At 65.7% G+C, this 21,642-nt stretch carries 21 protein-coding genes; 7 read left to right on the forward strand and 14 right to left on the reverse strand.

Annotated elements, in window-relative coordinates:
• Window positions 1-30: 30 nt before the first annotated feature.
• Window positions 31-429, forward strand: a complete 399-nt coding sequence (gene cadR, locus ABD104_RS00330) for a Cd(II)/Pb(II)-responsive transcriptional regulator (RefSeq protein WP_003098965.1) — start codon at window positions 31-33, stop codon at window positions 427-429.
• 67 nt (window positions 430-496) lie between these two features.
• On the opposite strand, the gene ABD104_RS00335 is transcribed toward cadR, so the two are convergent.
• On the reverse strand, window positions 497-871 hold the full coding sequence (locus ABD104_RS00335; protein ID WP_343926989.1) for a DUF3703 domain-containing protein: 375 nt from the start codon (window positions 869-871) through the stop codon (window positions 497-499).
• Window positions 872-883: 12 nt separating this feature from the next.
• On the reverse strand, window positions 884-1,120 hold the full coding sequence (locus tag ABD104_RS00340) for a sterol desaturase family protein (protein ID WP_003098970.1): 237 nt from the start codon (window positions 1,118-1,120) through the stop codon (window positions 884-886).
• A 384-nt stretch (window positions 1,121-1,504) separates the two neighbouring features.
• On the opposite strand from ABD104_RS00340, the gene ABD104_RS00345 reads away from it, so the two are divergent.
• Window positions 1,505-2,140 carry a cation efflux transmembrane domain-containing protein gene (locus tag ABD104_RS00345; RefSeq protein ID WP_003098972.1) on the forward strand — a complete coding sequence of 212 codons (636 nt, stop codon included), beginning with the start codon at window positions 1,505-1,507 and terminating at the stop codon, window positions 2,138-2,140.
• A 723-nt stretch (window positions 2,141-2,863) separates the two neighbouring features.
• Here the strand turns inward: ABD104_RS00345 and ABD104_RS00350 are convergent.
• From ABD104_RS00350 to ABD104_RS00400, 11 genes are all read right to left on the reverse strand, one after another.
• Window positions 2,864-4,894: a DNA topoisomerase III gene (locus tag ABD104_RS00350; RefSeq protein WP_003116834.1), complete on the reverse strand. Its 2,031-nt coding sequence runs from the start codon at window positions 4,892-4,894 to the stop codon at window positions 2,864-2,866.
• A gap of 283 nt (window positions 4,895-5,177) precedes the next feature.
• Complete coding sequence (locus ABD104_RS00355) at window positions 5,178-5,618, reverse strand: single-stranded DNA-binding protein (RefSeq protein ID WP_003098976.1); 441 nt, start codon at window positions 5,616-5,618, stop codon at window positions 5,178-5,180.
• Window positions 5,619-5,691: 73 nt separating this feature from the next.
• Window positions 5,692-6,219 carry a DUF3158 family protein gene (locus ABD104_RS00360; RefSeq protein ID WP_003098978.1) on the reverse strand — a complete coding sequence of 176 codons (528 nt, stop codon included), beginning with the start codon at window positions 6,217-6,219 and terminating at the stop codon, window positions 5,692-5,694.
• Window positions 6,216-7,007, reverse strand: a complete 792-nt coding sequence (locus ABD104_RS00365) for a PFL_4669 family integrating conjugative element protein (RefSeq protein WP_003098981.1) — start codon at window positions 7,005-7,007, stop codon at window positions 6,216-6,218. Before ABD104_RS00365 ends, ABD104_RS00360 begins: the two co-directional genes overlap by 4 nt.
• A 429-nt stretch (window positions 7,008-7,436) precedes the next feature.
• Window positions 7,437-8,675 (reverse strand): STY4528 family pathogenicity island replication protein, encoded by a 1,239-nt coding sequence (locus tag ABD104_RS00370; RefSeq protein ID WP_003116837.1) that lies wholly within the window; start codon window positions 8,673-8,675, stop codon window positions 7,437-7,439.
• 3 nt (window positions 8,676-8,678) lie between these two features.
• Entirely contained in the window at window positions 8,679-9,239 is a 561-nt protein-coding gene (locus ABD104_RS00375) for a DUF2857 domain-containing protein (RefSeq protein WP_003090097.1), read from the reverse strand.
• Between the two features lie 14 nt (window positions 9,240-9,253).
• The gene (locus tag ABD104_RS00380) at window positions 9,254-10,933 is read right to left on the reverse strand and encodes a ParB family protein (protein WP_004350508.1); all 1,680 of its coding nucleotides are present in this window, start codon (window positions 10,931-10,933) and stop codon (window positions 9,254-9,256) included.
• Window positions 10,926-11,195 carry a hypothetical protein gene (locus tag ABD104_RS00385; RefSeq protein ID WP_003050422.1) on the reverse strand — a complete coding sequence of 90 codons (270 nt, stop codon included), beginning with the start codon at window positions 11,193-11,195 and terminating at the stop codon, window positions 10,926-10,928. Before ABD104_RS00385 ends, ABD104_RS00380 begins: the two co-directional genes overlap by 8 nt.
• Entirely contained in the window at window positions 11,179-12,054 is an 876-nt protein-coding gene (locus ABD104_RS00390; protein WP_003098988.1) for a ParA family protein, read from the reverse strand. Before ABD104_RS00390 ends, ABD104_RS00385 begins: the two co-directional genes overlap by 17 nt.
• Window positions 12,055-12,096: 42 nt before the next feature.
• Window positions 12,097-12,309, reverse strand: a complete 213-nt coding sequence (locus ABD104_RS00395; protein ID WP_003090093.1) for an AlpA family transcriptional regulator — start codon at window positions 12,307-12,309, stop codon at window positions 12,097-12,099.
• A 118-nt stretch (window positions 12,310-12,427) separates the two neighbouring features.
• Entirely contained in the window at window positions 12,428-13,174 is a 747-nt protein-coding gene (locus ABD104_RS00400) for a hypothetical protein (RefSeq protein WP_003098991.1), read from the reverse strand.
• Window positions 13,175-13,624: 450 nt separating this feature from the next.
• Here ABD104_RS00400 and ABD104_RS00405 point away from each other — a divergent pair, with 450 nt between their 5' ends.
• Window positions 13,625-14,125 carry a DUF305 domain-containing protein gene (locus tag ABD104_RS00405; protein WP_003098996.1) on the forward strand — a complete coding sequence of 167 codons (501 nt, stop codon included), beginning with the start codon at window positions 13,625-13,627 and terminating at the stop codon, window positions 14,123-14,125.
• Between the two features lie 513 nt (window positions 14,126-14,638).
• On the opposite strand, the gene ABD104_RS00410 is transcribed toward ABD104_RS00405, so the two are convergent.
• Window positions 14,639-15,577: a LysR substrate-binding domain-containing protein gene (locus tag ABD104_RS00410; protein ID WP_165962977.1), complete on the reverse strand. Its 939-nt coding sequence runs from the start codon at window positions 15,575-15,577 to the stop codon at window positions 14,639-14,641.
• A gap of 139 nt (window positions 15,578-15,716) precedes the next feature.
• On the opposite strand from ABD104_RS00410, the gene gcvH reads away from it, so the two are divergent.
• Genes gcvH through gcvT form a run of 4 tightly spaced genes read left to right on the forward strand, consistent with a single transcriptional unit; the run spans window position 15,717 to window position 21,616 of the window.
• Entirely contained in the window at window positions 15,717-16,103 is a 387-nt protein-coding gene (gcvH, locus tag ABD104_RS00415; protein ID WP_087836941.1) for a glycine cleavage system protein GcvH, read from the forward strand.
• A gap of 30 nt (window positions 16,104-16,133) precedes the next feature.
• Window positions 16,134-19,073, forward strand: a complete 2,940-nt coding sequence (gene gcvP / locus ABD104_RS00420) for an aminomethyl-transferring glycine dehydrogenase (protein WP_343926990.1) — start codon at window positions 16,134-16,136, stop codon at window positions 19,071-19,073.
• Between the two features lie 18 nt (window positions 19,074-19,091).
• Window positions 19,092-20,471 carry an L-serine ammonia-lyase gene (locus ABD104_RS00425; RefSeq protein ID WP_343926991.1) on the forward strand — a complete coding sequence of 460 codons (1,380 nt, stop codon included), beginning with the start codon at window positions 19,092-19,094 and terminating at the stop codon, window positions 20,469-20,471.
• A gap of 14 nt (window positions 20,472-20,485) precedes the next feature.
• Window positions 20,486-21,616 (forward strand): glycine cleavage system aminomethyltransferase GcvT, encoded by a 1,131-nt coding sequence (gene gcvT / locus ABD104_RS00430; RefSeq protein ID WP_087836944.1) that lies wholly within the window; start codon window positions 20,486-20,488, stop codon window positions 21,614-21,616.
• The last annotated feature ends 26 nt before the right edge of the window (window positions 21,617-21,642 follow it).

Here is a 21,642-nt window from a genome sequence, read left to right on the forward strand (position 1 = left end):
ATAGAGTCAAGTTTTTTATAGGAAGCAACCATGATGCGGATCGGTGAACTGGGCAAGAAGGCAGATTGCTTGGTGCAGACCGTGCGCTTTTACGAGTCAGAAGGCTTGCTGCCCGAGCCTGCACGTAGCGAGGGCAACTTCAGGCTCTATGACGAAGTCCATTTGCAGCGCTTGCTGTTCATCCGCCGCTGCCGGGCGAAGGACATGACGCTGGATGAGATCCGTCAACTGCTGAACTTACGGGATCGGCCAGAGTTGGGCTGCGGCGAGGTGAACGCGCTGGTCGACGCTCATATCGCGCAAGTGCGGACCAAGATGAAGGAATTGCGCGCCTTGGAGCGCGAGTTAATGGATCTGCGACGCTCCTGCGATAGCGCCCGAACCTCGCGCGAGTGCGGCATTCTCAACAGCTTGGCCGAGCCCGCCTGAAGCTCGAGCGTGTCATCGGTGCTGGAAGTGATCGGGTCCAGTTCTGAGAGCCACGTGCCGCGCTCCATCATGCGAAAGCGCGCGATTCTGACGTTTTGAGACGGCGTGCGACCGAGGGCGTGGCCCACAGGAGCCAGCGCGAGCCGGACGACCTGCGCGCCGCAATCTCCGCCACCTTACGGGTTCTCCAGGCCAGACCGAGCATCGCGGCGTGGCTGCGCAGGTGCAGGTGCAGGCCAAGGTAGCAGTGCGCCACGACGCGGCCCGACTCATGGGCACGCCACGCAACTCGCGATCGCTTCGCAAGAAGCCGCAAGGCCCGACTCGCGCAAGAATGCGACGTGGGCAAGATCGTATAGACAGCAGCGCAAGCGTTTGCCGCTGCTGGCCGGCTCCGGAAGGGATAGACAAGCTGCGGGCCGTAGTCCATTGGAAAGTCCATCTTTCTTGAGTGTCACTCTTTGGCGCCCAGCGTGTGCTTTTGCGACCGGAAAGCGCTGAACAAGTGGCCCCCGGGCATCCAGAAATCGCCGTAGTTGACTTGGGCGTCTTCGTGCTCACGCTTGTGATGCCAGCGATGGGCTTCAGCCACCCCGATCAACAATCCCAACGGCCCGACCCGGTATCCCAGATTGGAGTGCTGGAAGGCCAGATGCACGACCAAGAAGCCGAGCCATGCGCCGACGGCCAACCACAGCTTGGAACGCCGCTACTGGCTCAACGGGGAGTGGAAAGGCCGCCCGCCCTCTAGCAAGGCGGCACAAGCGAGCGCGACGATCACTGTGAGTAGCTCCGTCGGAAAAGACGGCCGGCCGGTCGCGAGCTCGCCGAAGAGCACAACCGCAGTGGCGCCACGGATCAGTGGATAGCAGCCATACCGGATGACAGTCGCAATGAAGGGGGCGCATTGGTGCTCATCTGTTCTGTCCTAAAGCTCTGACTGGATTGGAAAACCTTCTAGCTACGGTAGAGTCAAGGGCGTCCGGGAAGACCCTGTGGCAAGTTCGTTGCATCTGCGCCTTGACTCTCCAGCCGCTACAGGCTTCAGCATCCATCGATTTGGAAGGAACAATGCATGGCTGAAAACCACAGAAATCACGAAAACGACGAGTTGGGCCGCCTAGATGCGAGCGATGCGAAGGACCGAAAGATTCTTCTGACTGTGTTGCTGATCAACCTGACGCAGTCCGCCGCCGGCATTGCCCTTGGCATCTGGGCTGGCTCTACGGCGCTGATGGGCGCCGGGTTGGACAACCTCGCCGATGCGTCGGTCTATGCGGTTAGCCTGTATGCCGTCGGTCGTGCGGCAACGGTCAAGGTGGGCGCGGCCCGCTTGTCGGGTTTCTTGCTAATCGGCCTGGCCGCGCTGCTGCTGTTGGAAGTCCTACGCCGCTTCGCTGGAGGGGAAGAGCCTGTCGGCCCAGCCATGATGGCCATGGCCGCGCTGAACGCGGCTTTGAACCTAGTGTGCCTCAGACTACTGCGCCGCCATCGCGGGGAAGATGTGAACTTCAAGGCGTCAGCGATCTTTACCAGCAACGACTCCATCGTCAATGGTGCGATTGTGCTGTCCGGGGTGCTGGTGATGGGGTTCGGGTCGAACATCCCGGATCTGGTGCTGGGCGTCATCGTGGCCGCAATCGCAGCGAATGGGGGGCGGGAAATCCTGCGCGAAGCATCGGAAACAGCTCGCCGTAAGGCGGGCACATAAGGCATGTTTTCGCCCAGTTCATCCCGAGGTTTACCTCTGCAAAAGAGGTAGTCCAGCCTTTGGGCTACGGCCTCGGCTGCAGCCGAGCGTACCATTGGCGATGGCCGCGCGATAGGCGGGCATGCCGTTCTCGACCTCCGTCTGCCGTACAGCAGCGGTGCGCAAGGTTGAGGGTGCATGTCGTCTCTCCTGTTCGTGTGGCCCAGGCCAATGGCCGGGCCGGGACGTTGATGGGCAGGAGAATGGCGCCGAAGGCCCAACGGCCTTCGGCTCGGGAGAAAAGAGGAACCACCCGTGGGCTGATTGGCAGGCCCGGTCGTCGCTAGAACCGTCTGCTCATCAAGCAATCACACCCGGCCCATGTCGTGGCTGGGGCCGGCATCGTCTGGCGCACATCCGCGCACAAAGGGAGCCCGTTTTTGCACCGGCGGGCACCGGCACCGATTACCGCTGACCACGAAGGGTCTCCCGGTGGCTCGTGCAGCCTGGCAAGCCACCGGGAGACCCTTCGCAGAGGGCGGAAGAAACGCAGATCAACAGAACGCGCGTGGTGCGGCTCGCAGAGAAGCTACCTTCAGGTCCCGCGGCCGGGGACGGCTGGGCGGGACGCGCACACGGATCAAGAAGGCGTTGCGCGCTGGGCGTCCCGCAGGGCATGCGGCGGAGTGCGGGACAGGGGCCACGCCGCCGAAGGCGGGCACGGCTCACGGGGAACGGGGGCGGTCAGGAGCCTTTGCGGCCGCTACGGCGCGGGCGCGAGGCGCCGCGCTTGGAGCTGCCGGATTCGACTGGCAGCGTGCCTTTGCAGTCCGGGTAGCGGCTGCACGACCAGAACGGGCCGCTCTTGCCGCTGCGCTGGCGCGTGGGTGCGCCGCACTGCGGGCATGCCGGCCCTTGGGGAACCTTGATGGACAGGGAGGCGCTGCCGTACTGCGCAATCAACTGCGAAATCCACGCGGCCTGCTTGCCGATGAACACGTCCAGGGTGAGCTGTCCGGCCTCGATCATGTCGAGCGCCTGTTCCCAGACGGCGGTGGTGCCAGGGTCGGCAATCGCCGCAGGCACGGCATCGATCAAAGTGAAAGCCGCATCCGAGGCGCGGATGGCGCGCCCCTTCTTCACGAGGTAGCCGCGAGCGATCAGGCCGCCGATGATGTTGGCCCGCGTCGCTTCGGTGCCGATGCCAACCGTATCCTTGAGCTTCTGCTTCAGGCGGGGATCGGACACCAGCTTGGCGACGCCTTTCATGGACTTGACCAACTCGCCTTGCGTGTACGGTTTGGGCGGCAGCGTCTTGAGTGCCTTGAGATCGACGTCGGCCACCTGGCATGCCAGGCCCTCATACAGTTTCGGCAGCGCGGGCAGCACCTGGGCGCGGACCGCAGTATCGCCCTCGCCATCACCGTCTTCGGCCTGCGGCTCGGCGAGCACCTGGCGCCAACCCGGGATGACAACCTGCTTGCCCGTGGCCGCCAGGTTCTGCCCCCCGCACGAAAACTTGGCCACAGTGCGGTCGAACTCGTGGTGAGGGAGGAACTGCGCCAGGTAATGCGACCGGATGAGCCTGTACACGGCCAGTTCCTTCTCGCTCATGGCGGAGAGCTTCGCCGGTTCGAGCGTCGGGATGATGCCGTGGTGCGCCGTGACCTTGCCATCGTTCCAGGCGCGCGAGCGCTGCGAGCGGTCGAGCTGGCCCATGATCGAGCGCAGCGAGGGATCGGTCTTGAGCAGGCTGTCGAGAACGGTGGGCACTTCGGCAAACATGCTCTCGGGCAGGTAGCCGGAGTCCGAGCGGGGGTACGTCGTGGCCTTGTGCGTCTCGTACAGGGCTTGGGCAATCTCCAAGGTTTCCTGCACGTCCAGCCCAAGCTGCTTGGAACACACTTCCTGCAAGGTGCCCAGGTCGAACGGCAGCGGCGGGCCTTCGCGGACACGCTCAGTCTCCACCGACACGACGTGGGCACTGCCCGCAGCGCGGATCTGCTGCATGGTCTGCTGTGCGACCGGCTGCCGCAGGCAGCGGCCTGCGTCGTCGGTGCACGCATCGGGTGGAACCCATTGCGCGGCGAAAGTCGAACCGCCTGCGAACAGGGACACGGCGATGGCCCAGTATGGTACGGACACGAAGCGCGCGATCTCGCGGTCGCGGTCCACAACGAGCTTGAGCGTCGGGGTCTGTACGCGGCCGACCGACAGCACGCCGTCGTAACCCGCCTGTCGCCCCAGCACCGTGAACAGCCGGCTCAGGTTCATGCCCACGAGCCAATCCGCACGGGAGCGCGCCAGCGCCGAGTGGTACATCGAAAGCGTCTCGGCCGAAGGCCGCAGCTTGCCCAGTGCCGCCCGAATGGACGCATCGTTGAGCGCCGACAGCCACAGGCGTTCGATGGGGCCGCGGTAGCCGCAAAGCTCCACGATCTCGCGGGCGATCAATTCGCCCTCGCGGTCGGCATCGGTGGCGATAACCAGGTGAGTCGCCTTCGCCAAGAGCGCCTTGACGACCTTGAATTGCGTGGCGGTCTTCGGTTTGACCTCGACCCGCCAGTGCTGGGGAATGATGGGCAACTGCTCAACGGACCATCGTTTGAGCTGCTCGTCGTAGGCCTCGGGCGGCGCCGCCTCCACGAGATGGCCGATGCACCAGGTGACCGTGACGCCGGAACCGTTGAGGCAGCCTTCACCGCGCTGCGTGGCGCCGAGAATCCGGCCAATGTCTTTGCCCTGGGAGGGCTTCTCGCACAAGAACAGCCGCATATCCGTCCATCCCGATTCCTGTTGTTCATGGAGTTGCTGGGATCGAGGATGCCGAGCGCAGCCCCTGGCAGCAGCAAACAAGCCGCATGCGGCAGCGACCGCTTTCACGCCGATGAAATGGCGAGTGCGGGGAAGGTGCGTGGCCGGAAGTGTGCGGGCCGAGAGCCGCGATTTCCGGGAGCGCGCGTGGAACTCGGTGGACGTTGGTGGAGCTATCCCCTGGGGATAATTCGCAGCGCATGGAGGGCGGCGAAGCACTGCGGCAGCCGCCCTCCATGCCCGATCACTTCCTGCGCTTGGTCTCTTTCGGCGCCGTCGATTCCTGGGTGGCCTGGGGCTTCGGCTCTGCCTCCTGTGGCTTCGGGCTGAGGGCCACAGACTCGATGCGGTACGGCAGGATGCCGACACTGCGCGCGTTGACCTGCCAAGTCTCACGCGGCTGATCTTCGTTGTCCGTCCAGGGGTCGCGCTCCATGCGGCCGACGACCAGCACCCGCATGCCCTTCTGGTAGAGCTGCTGCCAGCGGTCGGCGTCGTGGTGCCAGAGTTCCACCGGCGCCCAGAAGCCGCCGCGGTCCTCGAACTCGCCGCCCTTGGTGGGGACGGGGTTGTCGAAGTACACGTTCAGCCGGAGCAACCGGCGAGGATCGTCGTTGCCATTGGGGAATTCGCGGTACTCGGGAGGCGATCCGATGTTGCCCTCGCCGATGAATTGTGTGCTCATGTTGGAATCTCCGTGGTGGTTGAAATACCCGTGCCTCGTTGGGCTCGGGCGCGTGCTCGGATGGCAGGCGCAATCACCGATCGCGCACTGCGGCAGGAACGGACGCGAGCCGGCGCAGGTAGGTGTTGTCCGCCTGCGCGGCCTTGCTGGCGCATTCCTGTGCTTGCCTGCCCAGGGTGTGCAGCAGGCTGATCTGCATGTTCAGCATGACGCGCTGCAGTTCGATCTCGTGCAGGTCGTGCAGCAGGTTGACCGGCGTGCTGGGGCTCGCCATCAGCTCCTGCCACAACGCCACGCCCATGGCCGATCGATCGTGCTTGCGCCAGCGAAGAAAGGTCGTGCCTGCGCCAGTGGTCTGCTGGGCCAGCTCGACGGGAAGCAGGTGGAAGGGATGCCCGCACGCCTGTGGCAGCACCTGTCGCTGCGCCAGGGCAATCAACTCGTCGCGCATGGCGAAGCACTGGCTGGCCCAGGCCTCGAAGTCCCCTTTACCTTTAAAAGGCTTTAAAAGGCCTTTTAGAGAGGCCGCGTGTTCCAGCCGCATGAAGGCTGGCTGTTCCAGACGACGGAAGTAGCGCGGTTCGCGGTTCGGGTCGCTCATGCCGGTTCGTCCTCGCCGGCGGCTGTGGACTTGGCCTCGGCCGAATCGGCGGCAGCGCCTTCGTCGGTGGGAGATGCGGCTGCGGCAGCGCTATCACCACGCTGTTGCAGACCACGGCGCACGACGGGCGGCGCAAACTTCGAGCGGCGCATGCCTTCGAGCACGTCCTGCGGCAGTTCGCCGAACTTCTCCAATGCTGCCCGAGCTGCGGCGTTCTTGGCCGCGAAGTCGTCGCGGGTGCAGCCCGAGTAGCGGTATTGCTGGGCCAGGCTGAACAGGCTGCGCAGCGCGTGGGCACCTTCGTTGAGCCAGCGCTCCAACGTCGAGCGATCGATCAGCGCGGTGTGGTGGGCGAGGATCAGCTTGCGCGCGATGTCGTCGTAGTCGGCCAGGAGATAGACGGCGGCAAAGCCCAACTGCGCATTGACGAACAGCGGAAGCTTGACGGGCTGCACGTTGAGGTTCTCGCCCAGGGTCAACGCGGCGGGCACGCCGGCCAGGGCCTGGTCCACCTGGTCGCGCAGCGTCTGCAGCGTGGTCCTGGTCTGGTCGAGCTTGTCTTCGATGCGAAGCATCCACCAGTCGCTGTATGGGTCGTCCTGCTCCGAGCCGCGCTTCATCTTGTTCATGACGGCGATGTAGCCGTTCAGGCCGACGATGCCCGGTCGCCCCTCGGCGGCGGCGCGGCCATGCCAGATGCGCGAGGCGTGGTGGGTGTGCAGCGTCAGCGACATCGCGCTGCGCAGGGAGCCGAGGTTGAGTTGCAATGGTTCGTTGCTGGTTGCCATGGTGATCGCTCGCTGGTGGACAGGGAGCCGCCAGCATCCGCATGCAGCGGAAGGCAGTCAGTCAACAAACCGAAATGAGCCGACCCCCGGTTCTGTGCGCGCTGGCGGCGCAGCGCGCAACGGTCCCCTGGGGACCGCTCCGCAGATGGGCACTCACATCGGCGTTCCCGTCCTCGGTTGTTGACGGTATGCGTGCTGCACCGCACGTCGCGCTGCCGTTCGACACGATCCTTCGCCGCGCAGCCGTCCCCAGGGGACCGTTCCGTTGAGCGCCATGGAGGTCTGCTTCATGGTCTTGCATGCGCTCTACTCAGGTTTTGCGCAGCATGTCGCGCCGTCGCCCGGCGCTTCACCGCACAGCCGTCCCCAGGGGACCGTTTCTGCCGACCGCCATGGAGATCTACTTCACGGCTTTGACAAGCCCTGTGCTCAGGATTTGCGCAGCAGATCGCGCAGGCGCTCGATGTGCTGCCGGGCCACCTCGGGCGGCACGACGTTGCGCGGCGGCTCGGTTGGTGGCGCTCGCGCCGCCGATGGTGTTGGCGGTGCCGGGCCGGTCTGCTTGGCCCAGGCATTGAACTCGCCGCGCATGGCGCGCTGGATGATGCCGAACAGATAACCGGCGGGGTTGCGGATGCCATGCTTGCCGCACCGTGCGGCCCATTCGTCCAGCACGGCCTGCCGCAGGGCAGCGTCCACCTGCTGCAACGCCATCTTGGCTCCGGCCTGCTGTTCCGCCTTCAGTTCCGCGAAGCGCTTGGGCCATTGCAGGTCGCCCAGCGCACGCGCCTGCGCGGTAGTACGTACTTCATCAATACGACTACTACGTACTGTACGGTCCTGCTTCGAATTCCGAAGAGCGCCGTCTGGCGCGGGTTTCGGCCCTGCTTCGGATTCCGAAGATGGGCGATCGCCATTCCGAAGAAGGCTCGCGGGCCCTTCTTCGGAATCGTGGACCGCATCCTCCTGTGGATAACTTTCGGAGGCGGTGATGCCCTGGTCGGCCAGGCGCTCGGCGAGCACTTGCAGCCGCGACGGCAAGGTGCGTCCGGACAGCATCGGGTCGTCCGCGATCTCCTGGAGGGTGTTGAGTCCCACCACCTGGACGGCCTTGGCCGAATGCCCCAGCGACTGGCTGACCAGGGCCAGGTAGTCGGCGTCGAGTTGCATCGCCTCGAACGGCGTCAGCGGTTCGTCGTGCAGGACGTAGAGGTTGCCGAGGATGCGACCGGTCTTGGGGTCGCGCCGTCGTCGCACGAGGCTCAGCCAGCGCGTCAGGCGCAGCAGCGTCAGCGCCCGCGCCACGGTCTCATGGGAGGCCTGGCCTGCGCAGGGCATCGACGCCAGCCAGGGGCGCAACTGCTCATAGGTGGGAAATGCCGTGACGCCATCGTCGTTGAGCATCAATCGGAACACCTGCCAGGCGTTGCGCTCCAGCGGTGTCAGGCGGCGGTCGAGGAACAGCCGCCGCGGCACGCTCTCGTGCCGATTGCCACTGAACAGGAAGGCGTCGCCGGACGTAGGAGGCGTGGGCGTTGGAGCAGGCAGGGACGCGGGAGCGCCAGAGCTGGACTTGGGCGCGAGGTCCTTCAGCGCAGCGTCGAACAGGTCGGCGAGTGCGATGGGGCCAGGGCGCTGGGCTCGTGGGGCGGTGTCGTCCACGGCCATGGCCTAGCCCAATCCCTGATCGACCCAGTTCCTGATCGCGGCCCAGACCACCGAGAGCGGCAGCGACATGCCCTCGGCCAGGTCCATGGCCGCATCGAGAATCGAGGTCTCGTCCTCCAGATCGACGTTCCTGCTGCTGGTCACGGCTTTCCATTGCCGCCACAGTTCGGTGTCCTGGGTCTCGTCCAGGACGGGGTGGCGCCCCTTGCGCTTGGGCAGGCCGAGGATCTCCCGCCGCAGGGCGACTTCCTGATGGGTCAGGCCATAGAAGCGGCTGACCATCTCCGTGCTGGCCCCCAGCCGCAGCATGCGATCGACCGTGGCGATTTCCTTCTCCACGTCCTGTGCCTGGTTGAGCAGGCGCTGCAGCACTTCGCGGTTGACCGTGACCGAGCACCACGAGACGCTGGCGTTGGCCAGCACGCTGATCAGCGCGGGGTGCTTGAGCGCATCCAGCTCGGCCTCGCCGAAGCCCATGGCCTTGCAGCGGCGCAGTTGGCCGTTGCGAAGGTCATACAGCGCCTGGGCAATCACGGCCTGGTTGAGCGGATGCGATGTGGACATGCGGCCTCCCTCGCTCACGTCCCGGGCGCCGTGGTGCCGGCTTCCAGGTCCAGCAGACGCCGGGCGAGGCGCAGCAGCCGAAAGAGCTTGACCAACGCCGTGTCGCTCAAGCGCCTTGCGCCGCTGCCATGGCCTTGGCTCTGGCCGTGCAACAGGGTCGGCAGGTCGGCGGCGAGCTGCGCGCCGTCCAGGCCCGCTTCGGCGACGGGCTGACCCGTCAGGGAAGTGAGCAGCGTCAGCACCGCGCGGCCGAGCGGCGACGGGGCTTGGCCGCGGGCGCGGCACGCAAACCCGATGCCATCGGCGCGATCCTCGATGCACTCGTCCAGGCCTGCCTCCCCGGCGATCTCGCGCGCGAACTGCGCGATGTGGATGCGCAGCCGATCGGGCGTGTCCAGGCCGGCGTCGATGTACCAGACGTCGGAGATCGGATAGAGTCCGCCGGCTTGCACCGGGATGGACTGCAGCACGCTCGCCGAGAAGTCGGGCGGCAGCGCATCGCCCAACTGGTCGGCGACCATGCGCTGGATCGATTGGAGCCGTTCTGTCGTCGGTGCTGGCGAGACGATGTGCTCGCGAAGCAGATCGCCCGGTGCGGCCGGCTGGCTTCCCGTGGCCGCTTCGCCAACCGCCGTGTCGTCGTGGCGCAAGGTGGGCTCGGACGCCGGAGGGCTGGCGGGTGGAGGACCGGCCGCCGCTGCAGGCGTGGCGATGGACGATGCTGCGCCCGGCGGAGTCGGCGTGCCGGCGGTGGGCGAAGGCAACGCCGGCTGCGCCGCAGGTGGCGTCGGGTCACTGACCAGCGCCCGGTGGCGGCTTTCCGATTCGGTCAGGTCCAGCGCCAGCACGTCGTAGCCGATGCCCAGCAGCTCGGACATCTGGCCGATCAGCTCGTCTTGCACGCGCTGCGGCGCGAACTCGTCGCCCTGCGTGTCGAACTGCGCCAGCACCTCCTGAAAGAAACTGTCGAAGTCCAGCGGCAGCGAACGGTCCTTGGCGTAGTGCTCCCAGGTGCGTTTGCAGGCCGTGCGCATGACCGACAGCCGCTCGACCTGGTGGCGCCCCAGGCCGCCATAGAGCACAGTGGGAATGGCGGGCAGCAGGTAGCGCACCGCGTCGGCCATGCGGGTGATGTGCGACCGCTGGACGGGGAAGCCATCGGCCGCCAGGCGGCGGGCCAGTTCCGACTGGCTCAGGGCGGCGCCGCTCTCCTGCTCGTAGAACTCCCGTGCTTTCTCGACGCCGAGCGCGCGCTCGATGAACGTGAGGCCGCCGCGCAGTTCGTTCTCGGCAAGATGCCCGGTCAGCGCGACGATTTCACCGCGCTCCGGCCATGGTCGGAACAGGCACGATATGCGGAAGAAGCGTTCTTCCTTGGTCTCCGACCAGAGTTCGCGCAGGATCGCCAGTCGCGTGTTGCCGCCGTTGCGGATGATGTAGTGGTCCTCGCCGGGCCTGCGCGTGATGGCCGGCGCCGCGTCCAGGCCGCGCTCGCGGATGGATGCCTTGATTTCCTCGTAAGCCGGGTTGCGCTTCATGCGCGGGTCATGGTCGTAGGGCCGCAACTGGTCCAGCGTCACGACCATGGGCGTGTCCGCGATCGGGTCGCTCAAGGCCGTAGCCGCTGGGCCGCTGCGCTCGAAGCCGGCCGCGAGCAGCTTGCCTGCCATGTCCTGCGAGGTCATGTCAGCCATGGCCGCACCCCTCGCAGTCCCCACGACCGCCGGCCGGCGCCATGCGGGCCTCTCGCTCGGCGCGGCGGATCTGCGCACGGGCGTTCAATTCGGCCCGGTGGTCACTCGCTGTCGAACTCGTGTAGATCGCCGCGCAGCCGGCCTTGGTGAACTTGAGGTGCCCGCCCGGCGTGCGCTTGACGTGCCAGCCCTCACCGACCGCGAACTCGATCAGGGCGCGCAGCCGCTTGTGGCCGCGGGCCAGCTCATGTGCGTTCGCCATGGGGCCTCCCAGGATCAAGAGGTCGCTGCGGGCGGCCGGATACTTGAGCCAGTCGGTCCTGCCATTGCGGGAACAACTCGCTGGCGAGCGCGCGCATCGTGTCGAGCGCGGCAGGGGCGACTCTGCCGGGCGGCTGGCGGTGCTCGACCCGATGCACCGGCAGGCCGCGCGTTGCGGCACGTGGATACGCTTCTATGGCCGGCACGTCGGTGGCGAGCACGCGGATGCCGGCGCTGTCCTGGAACAGGTCGCGCAAGGCCTGCTGGATCAGCCGTGCGTTGGCGGACACCGGGTGGACGCGGTTGATGAGCAAGTGCAGCGGCGGCGGTTCGATGCCCAGGTGCCGGTACGGCGCAATGTCTTCGAGCAACTGCATGGTGCCGCGCCGCAGCTCGCGTGCCGCGAGGATCTCCGGCGTGACGGGCGACAGCGCGAGATCGGAGGCGAGCACCGCCATCTCCAGCAGCACGGAACGCGCGCCCTGGGTGTCGATCAGCACCAGGTCGTAGAGGGGAGCAAGTGCTGGCAGCAGATGCCGCAACCGCAGGCGGCCATCCGGCGCATGCAGCAACAACGTGTTCAGCTCGCCCCGGTGGTCGTCGGACAGCACCAGGTCCAGGCCCGCGATGATCGTGCGGGACACGAGCTGGCCAAGGTCGCGCTCGTTGAAGGCCAACAGCTCATAGATGCCGCCCGGCGCGCGCTGGGTCAGTTCGTAGTAGGAGGACAAGGTGGGCTGCACGTCGAGATCGAGCAGCAGCACGCGCAGGCCCGCGTCCGCGGCGAGCCCGCCCAGGTTGGCGGCCGTCGTGGTCTTGCCGACGCCGCCCTTCGTTGAAATGATGGACACGACCTGCATGGCGCTCTCCGGCTGGGAATGGGAAGTCCGCGGGAGAGCGGGTCAGGTCCGGTGGTTGAGGCGCTCGGCGATCCACTGGTCGATTTCGATCGAATCCCAGCCGACAGCGCGCACGCCCAGGCGCAGCGCCTGAGGGAACTGGCGCTTCTTCATCAGGTTGTAGATGTGGGCGCGTTTGAAGCCGGACTTCGCTTCGACTTCATCGAGCCGCAGGATGCGGCGCTCGTTCGGCGGGAGTACAGGGGTCTGCGACATGGCGGTCACTCCTGAACGCTCGGTGGCGTTTGTTGGCGTGACCTCTATTCAATAGACCTGGCTGCGGAAAGACATTGCAAATGCAATCTCCGCGATTGCACATACAAGCTGGATAACCTCATGCGCTTGCGCTACGAACGTACCTCTTAGCGTTGGCGAACTTTCCGTTTAAGGTGCGCTCAGTGATGCCCATGGTGCCGCCGTAGTGGGCGACCAATGCAGAGACAAGGGCCTCCTGCGTTTTGAAGCTGGAATAGGGCACGCCTGAAGGCGACTGGCTCAGCATCAGCGTCAACATCCCTCCAATGATGTTGAGATAGGTCGTTTCCGCCCGTTCGCTGATCTCGCATTGCTTGGATGCCAACAGCACCGAGGATTGCTTGAGTAGCGTGTCGTGCTGCTCCTGCAGTTCTCGCATCTCACGTCGGGCTTGTTCAAGCGCGGCCTGAAGGGCCAGCCGCTCCACGAGGATCGCCTGTCCTGTTTCCATGGTGATGAAAGGATGCGCCATGCGTTCGCCACGGCTGAACAGAAATCCTGGCCGGTGCTCGGGATAGTGGGTGCGCATCCAGCGTTTTAGATCGACATGGCGAACAGTCAGATCCAGAGAATTGAGCAGGTTCGGATCATTGAGCGTGATCCCGTTCTTGCCGTAGGGCAGCTCTCCGTTGAGGATGCCGTCATAGATACGTTCCGAGTGCAGCCGGCACTCATTCCATCGAGGGCAGTTCAGCGACCGAGGCAGGACACGCGGTGACGCGATCGTGGCCAGGATCATCGGGAGATACCGCAGCAACCCAGCCCATCGGATGGCCGCCTCGATGGGACGATAGAACACCTTTGATGTTGAAATGTCCTTGTGCATGTCTTCGTCTCCTTTCGGGTGCGCTACATCACCGGCTCCTTTCTTGCCCAAGGGCTGTTGTGTCGTTATGGCCTGCGACGGACGCTTGAGGCGATGCCCTAAGCGAAGGCGGAGGAGGCCATTGGCGTCCGCCGCAGGTGGCCTTGTCTTGCTTGATATGCAAGAATCGATCAGTTGCCGGCCCATCGAGCGATGAGGACGCAAGCTCGATATTGGCGCTCACGGTACCAGCGTCATAGGTGGCGCAAAGCCCATCAAGACCGATTTGGTATGGTCTGATATCCAGACGGTTCAAGACCAGCGAGTTGAAGCGTTCGACGCCCCTACGTCCAGTTGGGGACTGGAAATCAGCGGTTAGTGATGCATCGCTCCACATGCTGATATATCGACAAAGTATCTGCCGCAGTACCAGTGACCCTGCCAGGTTGCCCCAGCACATAGGAGACGGAGATGGCTGAACATTCCCATGAACATCAACATCACACATCCGGTCAGATGGGTAAGCACGGCCGACCATACGCCAAGTTCTGGGTGAACATGGTGTTGGGCCTCGTCGTCATGTACTTCGTAATGTTCAGCATGATCGACGGCGCCAGGGACTTCAGAAACAATCTCAACATGCTCTACATGGCGGTCACTATGTGGGCGCCAATGGGCATCTTCATGCTAGCGACAATGCCCGGCATGTTTCCAAACCGGCGGCTCAATCTCGTGCTGTACGGCTTGTTTGCCGTTCTCACACTCGGTTCTTTTGCCGCTACCCGTGCTCAAACCGGAATCGGCGATCGACAGTTCATCGCGTCTATGGTCCCGCACCATTCGGGAGCGATCCTCATGTGCCGCGAGGCGCAGCTCTCAGATCCGGAACTCGTCAACCTATGCCAAGCGATTTCCGATGGCCAGCGCGCGGAGATCGAGCAGATGAACCGGATTGCTGCACGCCTTCGTTGAGGCTGGCTGCCACTACACTGGCGCCGCGTTGCGCTCCGGCGAAGTTAGCCGCAGCGATGTAAAGATGAGTACTTGCGGTGTTCCGATGCCGGCGGTTGTGTCCTACAGCCGTCCAGGTGCCAGGTAGTCCACGCGACACCACCCCGCGCTGCCTGCGGAGCGAGCGCAAGTCATGATCGTCGCAAGTTGGAGTTCGATAGCGAACCCGCTCAGCAGCTGGACGCATCAGGCGTAACGACGGGTGGATGGATCATCCTTGGACGCTGGTGGAAGTGGTTGGATGAACTTTGTTGCCGAGGGCGAAAAACAAGGCTATAATTGAGTTCTTCGCTGATCACCACAGTGGAGAAAGTGATTGGGAAACAGAGACTTAGCGCTCTAGTGCATGACTCGTTTCCCGCTCCAATTCGAGATCCATGGAAAGCCCTTCCATGGAGTGTAAAAAAGGAGCCTTGCGGCTCCTTTTTTCGTTTCGGGACCCTCCCTGTCCATCCGGAGCAGGCCCTGGAAGCCTTATCGGCTGGCCGGCGACAGCGGGGCGAGGTAGTCGTCGCGGCCTTGGCGGAAGCGGCTGGTTTCCTGCTTCAACCAATGCGCCAGCGCATCCACGCGCGGCGGCGGCTGGGCGACGTGTACCAGGCGGTACGCGGCCGGCGAGCGTACCGCGCGCCCGAACAGCGGCACCAGGCGACCTTCCCGCAAGTGATCGATGACCAGGGCCAGGCGTCCGATGGCGATGCCCTGGCCGTTCAGGGCGGCTTCCACGGCCAACTGCGCCATGTTGAAGCGCCTGCCCTGGGTGATGGACACCCTGTCGGCGCCGACCGTGTCCAGCCAGTACCGCCATTCCGCATCGGCCGAGGCGCCTGGCCAGGCCACCGCGTCGTGCAGCAGCATGGAACCGTCCAGGTCGGAGGGAGTGCGCAGCGCCGGATGCGCTTCCACGAAATCCGGACTGGCGACGGGAAGCAGATATTCGTCCAGCAGATGGACGGATTCCAGGTCGCGATATTCGCCCAGGTCGTAGCGGATCGCGGCATCGATCTCCTCCCTGAGCACCGTCGCCATCTCCAGCACATGGAATTCGGCGGACACGCGCAGGTCGATCTCGGGGTACTCGCGGTAGAACGCGCCGATGCGCGGCATGAGCCAGAGCAGCGCGAAGGACGAATAGCAGCTCAGCACCAGCGAGCCGTCGGTGCGCCGGTCCTGCAGCCGCGACAGGGCCAGTTCGAGCTGGTCCAGGGCGGTCGTGACGGTTTCGCGGAGTTTCTCGCCTTCGCTGGTAAGCACCAGTTGGCGCGGCAGGCGGCGGAAAAGCACGACGCCCAGCCGGTCTTCCAGCTCGCGAACCTGCTGGCTGATTGCGCCCTGGGTAAGGGACAGTTCGGAAGCCGCCTGCGTGAAGCTGCCGGCGCGGGCGGCCGCCTCGAAGCAGCGCAGCCAGGCCATTACGGAGCTGTTGAGGTGTCTCCGCCGCACTCTTGGTTCCTTGCACGCACTCGGACTAATGGATGCCCCAGTATAGATCGTTTGACCACCCGGGTACCGGTTAGCAGAATGATTTGCTTTATCCGCCCCGGAGGTTCGCATGTCCATCCAGACCGATGCAGTCCGCTTCACGGAGGACCACGAATGGCTCCGGCCGGATGCGGACGGCGGCGTCGTCGTCGGTATCACGGATCACGCGCAATCGGCGCTCGGTGACCTGGTGTTCGTCCAGCTTCCCGCCGTCGGCTCGCACTACGATGCCGGCGACGAGCTTGCGGTGATCGAATCGGTCAAGGCGGCCGGCGACATCAAGGCGCCGCTGTCCGGCACCGTCGTCGCGGTCAACGAGGCAATCGTGCAGGATCCCGGCAAAGTCAACAGCGACCCGCTGGGCAGCGGCTGGTTCGTGAAGCTCGCGCCCGACGAAGCGCCGAGGCTGGACGGGCTGCTGACCGCGCAAGCCTATGCCCGGCTCATCGAGGGCTGAGGACGGACCGGCACGAACAGAGGAAGCTTCATGACCAAGCACGCAACCGACACCGCACGCCGTATCCCCTATGCCGGGCTGACCCAGGCGGACGATTTCATCGGCCGCCATATCGGACCTTCCGCGGCCGACCAGGCCGAGATGCTGGGCTCGCTCGGACTCGCATCGATGGGCGAGCTGATAGAGAAGGTGGTCCCCGCTTCGATCCTTGCGCGGTCGCCGCTGGCGCTCGGCCAGCCGCGCAGCGAACCCCGGGTGCTGGAAGACCTCAAGCGCATCGCGGCCGGGAACCGGGTGATGAAGTCCTGCATCGGCCAAGGCTACTACGACTGCCACACGCCGACGGTCATCCTGCGCAATCTGCTCGAGAATCCGTCGTGGTACACGGCCTATACGCCCTACCAGCCCGAGATCTCGCAGGGCAGGCTCGAAGTCCTGCTGAATTTCCAGACGATGGTGAGCGACCTCACGGGGATGGACATCGCCAACGCTTCGCTGCTGGACGAGGCGACGGCGGCGGCGGAGGCGATGACCTTCTGCCGGCGCCTGGCCAAGAACAAGGCCAACCGTTTCTTCGTATCCGGCGATTGCCATCCCCAGACGCTGGACGTCGTCCGCACGCGCGCCGAGCCGCTGGGTATCGAGGTGATCGTGGGCGACGAGCGCACGGACCTCGCGGCCGTGGACTGTTTCGGCGTCCTGCTTCAATACCCCGGAACCAGCGGCGAGGTCGGAGACCTGGCCAGCATCGCCGATCAGGCGCATGCGAAGGGCGCGCTGCTTGCGGTGGCCGCGGATCTGCTTGCCTTGACGCTGCTGCGCCCGCCCGGGGAGTGCGGGGCCGACGTCGTGGTCGGATCGGCGCAGCGGTTCGGCGTGCCGCTGGGCTTCGGCGGCCCGCACGCGGCGTACTTCGCCACGCGCGAGGCGTACAAGCGCGAGATGCCCGGCCGCCTCATCGGCGTGTCGGTGGACGCGCAGGGACGCAAGGCGTACAGGCTCGCCTTGCAGACGCGCGAGCAGCACATCCGGCGCGAGAAGGCGTCGAGCAACATCTGCACGGCGCAGGCCTTGCTGGCCATGATGGCCGCGATGTACGCCTCGTATCATGGGCCGAGCGGCCTGGCGACGATCGCGCGGCGCGTCCACCGACTTGCGGCCACGCTGGCCCGGGGCTTGCGCGAGCTGGACCTGGAGGTGCCGACGCACGTGTTCTTCGACACGATCACGGTAAGGACGGGCCGCCGCACGGACGAGATCCACCAGGCCGCGCGGGCGCGCGGGATCAACCTGCGCGAGATCGACGACGCCCACGTGGGCATTTCGCTGGATGAGACCAGCGGCGTGCCGGAAGTGGAAGCCCTGTGGGCGGCGTTCGCTCCCGCCGGACTGCGGGCGCCGGGGTTCGAGGCGATCGAGGCCGGCACCGACGACCGGTTCCCGGAAGCGTTGCAACGCACGTCGGCCTTCCTGACCCATCCCGTCTTCAACACCTATCACAGCGAGACGGATCTGCTGCGCTACCTGCGCAGCCTCGCCGACAAGGACCTCGCCCTGGACCGTACGATGATCCCGCTGGGATCATGCACGATGAAGCTGAACGCCACCACCGAAATGATTCCGGTGACGTGGAAAGAGTTCGGCGGCCTGCATCCCTTCGCTCCCATCGAGCAGGCCCGGGGCTATCTGCAACTGGTGACCGAACTGGAGCAGATGTTGTGCGCGTGCACCGGGTACGACGCCTTCAGCCTGCAGCCGAACTCCGGTGCGCAAGGCGAGTACGCCGGCCTGCTGGCGATACGCGGCTGGCACGCGAGCCGTGGGGAAGGGCACCGCAACGTGTGCCTGATCCCCTCGTCGGCGCACGGAACGAATCCGGCATCGGCGCAGATGGTCGGCATGAAGGTGGTGGTCGTCGCGTGCGACGAGAACGGCAACGTCGACCTCGAAGACCTGCGGAAAAAAGCGTCGCAGCATGCGGCCGACCTCGCGGCCATCATGATCACGTACCCGTCGACACATGGCGTGTTCGAAGAGGAGGTGGCCGAGGTCTGCGCCATCGTCCACGAGCATGGCGGCCAGGTCTATATCGACGGCGCCAACCTGAATGCCCAGGTCGGCCTGGCGCTGCCGGGGGCCTATGGCGGCGACGTGTCCCATCTCAACCTGCACAAGACCTTCTGCATTCCGCACGGCGGCGGCGGGCCCGGCGTCGGGCCGATAGGCGTCAAGGCCCACCTGGCGCCCTTCCTGCCGGGACACCGCCGGTTCGAGCGGCGCACGGAAGGCGCCGTCAGCGCTGCTCCGTGGGGCAGCGCGAGCGTCCTGCCGATCACCTGGGCCTATATTGCGCTGATGGGCGCGGACGGCTTGAAGCGCGCCACCGAGGTCGCCATCCTCAGCGCCAACTACATCGCCCGGCGGCTGGCGCCGCATTATCCGATCCTGTATACGGGCGTGCACGGCATGGTCGCCCACGAGTGCATCATCGATCTGCGTCCGATCAAGGACAGGACCGGCGTGTCGGCGGAAGACGTCGCCAAGCGGCTCATCGACTTCGGGTTCCATGCGCCGACCATGTCGTTCCCGGTGCCGGGCACCTTGATGATCGAGCCGACCGAAAGCGAACCCAAGGCCGAACTGGATCGTTTCTGCGATGCCATGATATGCATCCGCGAGGAAATCGACGCGGTGGAGCGCGGGGCCTTCGGCCGCGATGACAATCCGCTGAAGAACGCGCCGCACACGGCCCTGGACGTCGTTGCGAGCGAGTGGACCAGGCCCTACTCGCGCGAGCAGGCCGCGTACCCCGTGCCGTCGCTGCGGCAGTCCAAGTACTGGCCGCCGGTGGGCAGGGTGGACAACGTCTACGGAGACCGCAACCTGGTCTGCTCGTGCCCCCCGATGTCCGACTACGAAGGCGGCCAGGCAGGCGCCCCGGCCAGGCAATCGCTTGCCGACCGCGGTTAGCGTGCCCGGGAGAGTTCCATGTCGGTGAGCGCCCTCGACATCTTCAAGATCGGAATCGGGCCGTCGAGTTCCCATACGGTGGGGCCGATGAAGGCGGGCCTGAAGTTCGCGGACGGCCTGCGAAACTTGGGCCTGCTCGAGCGGGTGTGCCGTATCCGGGCCGAGCTGTACGGGTCGCTGGGGGCCACGGGCAGGGGACACGCCTCGGACGTGGCGGTCCTGCTCGGCATCGAAGGCGAGGAGCCCGAGCGGGTCGATACGGAAAGCATCCCGGACCGGCTGGCCGCCATCCGCGAGCACAGGTGCATGAACGTGCTGGGCGTGCACCAGATCCGGTTCGACGAGAAGACCGATCTCGTCCTGCATCGGCGGGAAAGCCTGCCGTTTCATCCGAACGGCATGCGGTTCACGGCGTTCGACGAGGCGGGCGAGGTGTTGCGGTCGCGCGTGTACTACTCGGTGGGGGGCGGTTTCGTGCTCGACGAGTCGGTGGCCGAGGGTTCGCCGATCGTGGCGGACGACCGGCCGCTGGCATACCCGTTCGATACCGCCGACGCGCTGCTGGCGCACTGCCGGCAGACCGGACTGCCGATCAGCGCGCTGATGATGAAGAACGAGGAAGCCTGGCGGCCCGAGGAGGAAACACGCGCGGCCCTGCTGCGGATCTGGAGCACGATGGAGGAGTGCGTGCGGCGCGGTTGTCGCAAGGAAGGGGTGATGCCCGGCGGCTTGCGCGTCAAGCGTCGCGCCGCCGAGATGTACCGGAAACTGACGAGCCAGCCGGAAGCCGGCCTGCGCGATCCTCTGTCCGTGATCGACTGGGTCAATCTTTATGCCTTGGCCGTGAACGAAGAGAACGCCAGCGGCGGACGAGTCGTGACGGCGCCAACGAACGGCGCGGCCGGTATCGTGCCCGCGGTGCTGCACTACTACATGCGCTTTGTTCCGGGCGCCACGTCCGACGGCGTCGTCCGCTTCCTGCTCACTGCCGCGGCCATCGGCATGCTGTACAAGCAGAACGCCTCGATATCGGGCGCGGAGGTGGGCTGCCAGGGCGAGGTGGGCGTCGCATGCTCGATGGCCGCCGGCGGGCTGGCGGAAGTGCTGGGAGCCACGCCGCGGCAGGTCGAGAATGCGGCGGAAATCGGCATGGAGCACAACCTTGGCCTGACCTGCGATCCGGTCGGGGGACTGGTCCAGGTGCCTTGCATCGAGCGCAACGCGATGGGGGCGGTCAAGGCCATCAATGCCGCGCGTATCGCGCTCCAGGGCGATGGCAGCCACTGCGTGTCGCTGGACAGGGTCATCAAGACCATGCGCGAGACCGGCGCCGACATGAAGGTCAAGTACAAGGAGACGGCCCGCGGCGGGCTGGCCGTCAACGTGATCGAGTGCTGATTGGGAACCGATGAATGACTGAATCCGCTCTTGCGCCCCTGGCGCAGACGCCCCTGCATGACCTGCACCTCGAGCTCGGGGCACGCATGGTCCCCTTCGCGGGGTACGCGATGCCGCTCCAGTACCGCGACGGGATCCTGAAGGAACATCTTCATACGCGGGCCAGGGCAGGTTTGTTCGACGTATCGCACATGGGCCAGATCCGCCTGTCCGGGCCGCAGGCGGCCGCGGCGCTCGAGACCCTCGTGCCCGTCGACATCGTCGATCTGCCCGCAGGCCAGCAGCGCTACGCCATGTTCACCAACGAGCGCGGCGGAGTGATGGACGACCTGATGGTGGCCAACGCCGGCGATTCGCTGGTCCTCGTCGTCAACGCGGCCTGCAAGGAGCAGGACATCGAATACCTGCGCCACCGCATCGGCGAGCGCTGCGGCGTCGAGGTGCTGTCCGATCGCGCCTTGCTGGCGATCCAGGGACCGGCGGCCGCGCAGGTGATGGCCCGCCTGGCGCCCGAGCTCGCCTCGCTGCTCTTCATGTCGGTCGCCACCGTGGAATTGCTGGGCGTCGAGTGCCTGGTCAGCCGCTCCGGCTACACCGGCGAGGATGGCTACGAAATTTCGGTTCCCGCCGATGCCGCCGAGCCATTGGCCCGGGAACTGCTCGGGCACGAGGAAGTCAGGCCGGTGGGCCTGGGAGCCCGGGATTCGCTGCGGCTCGAGGCCGGCCTGTGCCTTTATGGCCATGATCTCGACGCCGCGACCACCCCCGTCGAGAGCAGCCTGCTCTGGGCGATCTCGAAGGCGCGCCGGGCCGCGGGCGCCCGGGCGGGCGGCTACCCGGGGGACGAGACGATCCAGGCGCAGATCGAACAGGGCGTGGACCGCAAGCGCGTCGGGCTGCTGCCGCGCGAGCGCACGCCAGTGCGTGAAGGCGCCGTACTGCTTGACGAACATGGCCATCCGGCCGGTTCGGTGACCAGCGGCGGCTTCGGCCCGACGCTCAACGCACCCTGCGCGATGGGCTATGTGAACACCGGTCTTGCACAGCCGGGAACCGTCCTGCAAGCGATGGTGCGCGGCAAGGCCGTGCCGGTCGAAGTGGTCCGCATGCCGTTCGTCCCGCAGCGGTATTACCGCGGTGGCTGAGCCCGCCGCCGCGGGCGGGCACGTTT

Origin of the sequence: Pigmentiphaga daeguensis (assembly GCF_039523035.1) — a bacterium.
Classification (GTDB): domain Bacteria; phylum Pseudomonadota; class Gammaproteobacteria; order Burkholderiales; family Burkholderiaceae_B; genus Pigmentiphaga; species Pigmentiphaga daeguensis.

What these genes read in the sequence shown, in the direction of transcription:
- gcvH (WP_087836941.1), top strand. Translation starts at nt 15,717, where the DNA reads ATGTCCATCCAGACCGATGCAGTCCGCTTCACGGAGGACCACGAATGG.
- cadR (WP_003098965.1), top strand. Translation starts at nt 31, where the DNA reads ATGATGCGGATCGGTGAACTGGGCAAGAAGGCAGATTGCTTGGTGCAG.
- ABD104_RS00380 (WP_004350508.1), bottom strand. Translation starts at nt 10,933, where the DNA reads ATGGCTGACATGACCTCGCAGGACATGGCAGGCAAGCTGCTCGCGGCC.
- ABD104_RS00370 (WP_003116837.1), bottom strand. Translation starts at nt 8,675, where the DNA reads ATGGCCGTGGACGACACCGCCCCACGAGCCCAGCGCCCTGGCCCCATC.
- ABD104_RS00390 (WP_003098988.1), bottom strand. Translation starts at nt 12,054, where the DNA reads ATGCAGGTCGTGTCCATCATTTCAACGAAGGGCGGCGTCGGCAAGACC.
- ABD104_RS00400 (WP_003098991.1), bottom strand. Translation starts at nt 13,174, where the DNA reads ATGCACAAGGACATTTCAACATCAAAGGTGTTCTATCGTCCCATCGAG.
- ABD104_RS00355 (WP_003098976.1), bottom strand. Translation starts at nt 5,618, where the DNA reads ATGAGCACACAATTCATCGGCGAGGGCAACATCGGATCGCCTCCCGAG.
- ABD104_RS00425 (WP_343926991.1), top strand. Translation starts at nt 19,092, where the DNA reads ATGTCGGTGAGCGCCCTCGACATCTTCAAGATCGGAATCGGGCCGTCG.
- ABD104_RS00375 (WP_003090097.1), bottom strand. Translation starts at nt 9,239, where the DNA reads ATGTCCACATCGCATCCGCTCAACCAGGCCGTGATTGCCCAGGCGCTG.
- ABD104_RS00350 (WP_003116834.1), bottom strand. Translation starts at nt 4,894, where the DNA reads ATGCGGCTGTTCTTGTGCGAGAAGCCCTCCCAGGGCAAAGACATTGGC.
- ABD104_RS00360 (WP_003098978.1), bottom strand. Translation starts at nt 6,219, where the DNA reads ATGAGCGACCCGAACCGCGAACCGCGCTACTTCCGTCGTCTGGAACAG.
- ABD104_RS00365 (WP_003098981.1), bottom strand. Translation starts at nt 7,007, where the DNA reads ATGGCAACCAGCAACGAACCATTGCAACTCAACCTCGGCTCCCTGCGC.
- ABD104_RS00410 (WP_165962977.1), bottom strand. Translation starts at nt 15,577, where the DNA reads ATGGCCTGGCTGCGCTGCTTCGAGGCGGCCGCCCGCGCCGGCAGCTTC.
- gcvP (WP_343926990.1), top strand. Translation starts at nt 16,134, where the DNA reads ATGACCAAGCACGCAACCGACACCGCACGCCGTATCCCCTATGCCGGG.
- ABD104_RS00405 (WP_003098996.1), top strand. Translation starts at nt 13,625, where the DNA reads ATGGCTGAACATTCCCATGAACATCAACATCACACATCCGGTCAGATG.
- ABD104_RS00335 (WP_343926989.1), bottom strand. Translation starts at nt 871, where the DNA reads ATGGACTTTCCAATGGACTACGGCCCGCAGCTTGTCTATCCCTTCCGG.
- ABD104_RS00345 (WP_003098972.1), top strand. Translation starts at nt 1,505, where the DNA reads ATGGCTGAAAACCACAGAAATCACGAAAACGACGAGTTGGGCCGCCTA.
- ABD104_RS00395 (WP_003090093.1), bottom strand. Translation starts at nt 12,309, where the DNA reads ATGTCGCAGACCCCTGTACTCCCGCCGAACGAGCGCCGCATCCTGCGG.
- gcvT (WP_087836944.1), top strand. Translation starts at nt 20,486, where the DNA reads ATGACTGAATCCGCTCTTGCGCCCCTGGCGCAGACGCCCCTGCATGAC.
- ABD104_RS00385 (WP_003050422.1), bottom strand. Translation starts at nt 11,195, where the DNA reads ATGGCGAACGCACATGAGCTGGCCCGCGGCCACAAGCGGCTGCGCGCC.